The 3,527-nt window shown below is 73.3% G+C and carries 2 protein-coding genes and 1 pseudogene; 2 read left to right on the top strand and 1 reads right to left on the bottom strand.

Going from position 1 to position 3,527, the window contains the following annotated elements; all coding sequences use genetic code 11:
• Nucleotides 1-921: pseudogene (locus DQW06_RS28365) on the bottom strand (secretion protein EccC); the annotation flags it as partial.
• Nucleotides 922-1,134: 213 nt separating this feature from the next.
• Here DQW06_RS28365 and eccD point away from each other — a divergent pair.
• Together eccD and eccB are read left to right on the top strand one after the other, a co-directional pair.
• Nucleotides 1,135-2,553 (top strand): type VII secretion integral membrane protein EccD, encoded by a 1,419-nt coding sequence (gene eccD / locus DQW06_RS28370; protein ID WP_013152255.1) that lies wholly within the window; start codon nt 1,135-1,137, stop codon nt 2,551-2,553.
• 1 nt (nt 2,554) lies between these two features.
• A partial coding sequence (eccB, locus tag DQW06_RS28375; protein ID WP_117199633.1) for a type VII secretion protein EccB occupies nt 2,555-3,527 on the top strand: 973 nt, incomplete at its 3' end.

Consider the following 3,527-nt stretch of genomic DNA (forward strand, 5'->3'; position numbering starts at 1 on the left):
GTCGAAGCGGGGGCGGTCGGCCAGGTCCGGGAGGAGCTGTTCGAGCTCCATCGCGTCCGTGCACAGCAGCCGGGCCTGGCCCGCGCCGTCGCGGGCGGTGGGGTGCTGGCTGTGGGGCAGCCACTTGGTCCACGACCACAGGGGCAGGGACTCCTGGGAGCAGCACACGGCCACGCGCAGCTCGTCGTGGGCGTGGAAGACGGTGAGCTGGCCCAGGAGAGCGCGGACCAGGCCCCGGCTGGTGTCCAGGTCGCCGCGCATGGTGATGCGGGAGTAGCCGCGCAGGTAGATCTGGACCGGCTGGTCCTCGACGGTGCCGTAGGCGCGGATGAAGCGGCGCAGGGCGTGGGCGCTGAGGGGTTCGAGGTCCTCCACCGGTTTGGAGGAGACCGGGGAGATGGTCATGGACAGCGCCTGTTCGCCCACGGCCATGCGCGCCTCGGCGAAGTCGTCGTCGGTCCCCCTGCGCTCCCACAGCCGGGAAGTGCGCACGATCGACCACAGGGCGTCGGGGTGGGGCGCCCGCCAGAGCATCGCGTCGCGCTGCTCGGTGACCACGCTCCGCAGGCGGGTGCGCATCTGCTTGAGGTAGCGCAGGTAGTCCCGACGGTCGTCGTTGAGCTGGCGTCGGCGCTCCAGCATGCTGCGCAGGTACTGGCCGCCGATCATGACCACCGCACCCACGAGCATCATGCCGCCCGCCAGATAGGGCATGATGCTGCTGCCGTCACCCATCCTTCCGGGGCGGACGAGCATCAGCAGCATCGCCATCGACGTCAGGGCCATCGGCAGGTAGGTGAACACCGACGAAACGTTGGCCTGCGGTTCGGGCAGCTCCGGGGGCTCCTGGAGGCTGACCTCGCCCGAGGGCAGGTCCGGCCCGGGGCGCCGCGGGGGGCGCCGGACGAGGATCGTACTCACGGGGCGGGGTCCTCCCTTGCAGGGAACAACGGGGAGCGGTCCGGCAAGCCGGGACCGGAACGGGGCAGTAACCGGCGTCCGGAACCGAAGACTGACAGCAGAACACTACTGTTGCCAACTAAAGTGACAGACACCAAAATTTAAAACAACACACCTCCAAAATGGGTCGCCGGAGTGTTACCGTCACTTCCACCCCTGTCACGACCCCGCCTCATGATGGGCCCCCACCGGATGAACGATGTCGCCTCCCCGGACCTGTGCCGACTGCTGATCCGCGCCCCCGGGCGCTCCTTCGAGATCGCAGCGCCCACCGAGGTCCCCCTCTCCGAGATCCTGCCCACCCTGGTGCTCTACGCCGAGGGTGACAACGGCGAGGACCTGGACGAGAGCGGGCTGGAGCACGACGGCTGGGTCCTCCAGCAACTGGGCGACGAGCCCCTGGAGGAGGACGAGACCCTCCGCTCCCTCGGACTCTGCCACGGAGAGACCCTCTACCTGCGCCCCCGCCGCGACCAGCTGCCGCCGGTGCACTTCGACGACCTCACCGACGGCGTCGCCACCGGCATGGGCGAGCGCGCCGACCGGTGGCGCCCCGAGGCCACCCGCGTCCTGCTCCAGGCGCTGGGGCTGGTCGTGCTCTTCACCGGTCTGGCGGTCCTGGTCAGCGGCGGCCCCGGCCTGCTGACCGCGGTGTCCGCCGCCTGCTCCTCCCTCCTCATGCTGCTGTCGGCCTGGGCGGCCTCGCGCGCCATGGGCGACCTGGCCGCCGCCACCGGCCTGGCCGCGGCGGCCACCCTGTACATGGCGGTGGCCGGAGCCTCCGTGCCCTCGGGCGACCCCGGCACCGCGCTGACCGGAGCGAGGGTCCTGACCGGCGCGGTGACCGCCGCCGGGGCCAGCGTGCTCGGCCTGGCGGCCGTGGCGGGCTCGGTGCCCTTCTTCGCGGGCCTGTTCACCGCCGAGGTGCTGTGCGCGCTGGGCGCGCTGTCCCTGATGTTCATCCCCGGCGCCACGGTCCCGGCCGTGGCGGCGCTGACGGCGCTCATCGCGCTGCTGCTGGGCACGTTCGCCCCCCAGCTGGCCTTCCGCCTCTCCGGCCTCAAACTGCCGCCCCTGCCCTCCAACCCCGACCAGCTCCAGGAGGGCATCGACCCCTACCCCGCGCGCGGGGTCCTGGACCGCACCGCGCTGGCCGACCGGTTCCAGACCGCCCTGTACGCCTCCACCGGCGCCGTCCTGACGGTCTGCCTGGTCGTGCTCGCCGCCTCCCCCGGGTGGGTGCCGATCACGCTGTGCGTCATCGTGTCGCTGGTGCTGCTGCTCCAGTCGCGCGGCCTGGCCAGCGCATGGCAGCGGTCCTTCGTGGTCGCGCCGCCCTGGATCGGGCTGACCGCGTTGGTCCTGGTCCTGGTGTGGACGGCCGACCCCCTGCCCCGCACCCTCGCCATGGTGGGCCTGTTCGCCGCCTCCGCGATCCTGGCGGTGGTGTCGTGGAACCTGCCGGGCACGCGGCCGCTGCCCCACTGGGGCCGGGCCGCCGAGATCATCCAGTCGCTGCTGACGGTGGCCATCGTGCCCCTGGTCCTGGCGATCTTCGGCGTGTTCTCGCTCCTGCGCGGAATCGGCGGCTGACATGCAGTCACGTCGCGACAGGGTGATGGCCCACAACTTCACGGTGGGCCGCCTGGGCACGGCCATGCTGGAGGGCGACCCCGACGCGGTCGACGCCCCCATGCGCCGCACCCGCACCGGCACCTACATCGGCGTCGCCATCGGCGCGGTGCTGTGCGTCGGCTTCCTCGTGTTCGGCCTGATCTTCCCCGGGGGCGCCACCAGCTGGCGCCAGGAGGGGCGGCTGATCGTGGACCGCGGCACCGGGGCCTCCTACCTGTACTCGGCCGGGACGCTGCGCCCCGTGGCCAACGGCGCCTCCGCCCGGCTGGTCCAGGGCGCCGACGCCGCCGTGAGCCTGGTCTCGGCCGACTCGCTGGAGGGCGTACCCGTGGGCGGCCCCGTCGGTATCGCCGGCGCGCCCGACGCACTGCCGACCACCGAGGGGCTGGAGGAGTCGGTCTGGCGGGTGTGCGCCCTGCCGCCCGAGGGCGAGGAGGACGAGCGGGGCCGCACCGCCCTCGTGGTCGGCACGGCCCCCGTCCCGAACCCGCCCTCCGCCGAACAGGCGGTCCTGGTCTCCGGCCCGGACGGCGCACCGCACCTGCTGTGGAACGGCACCCGCCTGCGCCTGGACGAGGAGGGCGGCGCCGTCCAGGCCCTCGGCTACGGCACGAGCGACGCCCCGCCCGTCACCTCCGCCTTCCTCAACACCGTGCCCACCGGCCCCGACCTGACCGCGCCCGAGGTTCCGGGCGCCGGCGAGGACGCGGGCGAGATGGCGGGCGAGCCCCGGCGCGTGGGGCAGGTGTTCGCGGTGTCCACCCCCGGTCAGGAGGACCAGCACTACCTGCTCACCCGGGACGGCCTGGTGCCGCTCTCCGTGACGCACGCGCTGCTGCTGCTGGCCGACCCGGACGTCTCGGGCGCCGCCTACCCCGACGCCCCCGCCGAGGCGCTGCCGCTGCCGGCGGGCGAGGCGCACAGCCGACTCT

The sequence above is a fragment of the Nocardiopsis sp. TNDT3 genome (assembly GCF_003427465.1).
In the GTDB taxonomy this organism is placed as follows: domain Bacteria; phylum Actinomycetota; class Actinomycetes; order Streptosporangiales; family Streptosporangiaceae; genus Nocardiopsis; species Nocardiopsis dassonvillei.

Coding starts and splice junctions, on each gene's coding strand:
- eccD (WP_013152255.1), top strand. CDS start 1,135: ATGATGGGCCCCCACCGGATGAACGATGTCGCCTCCCCGGACCTGTGC.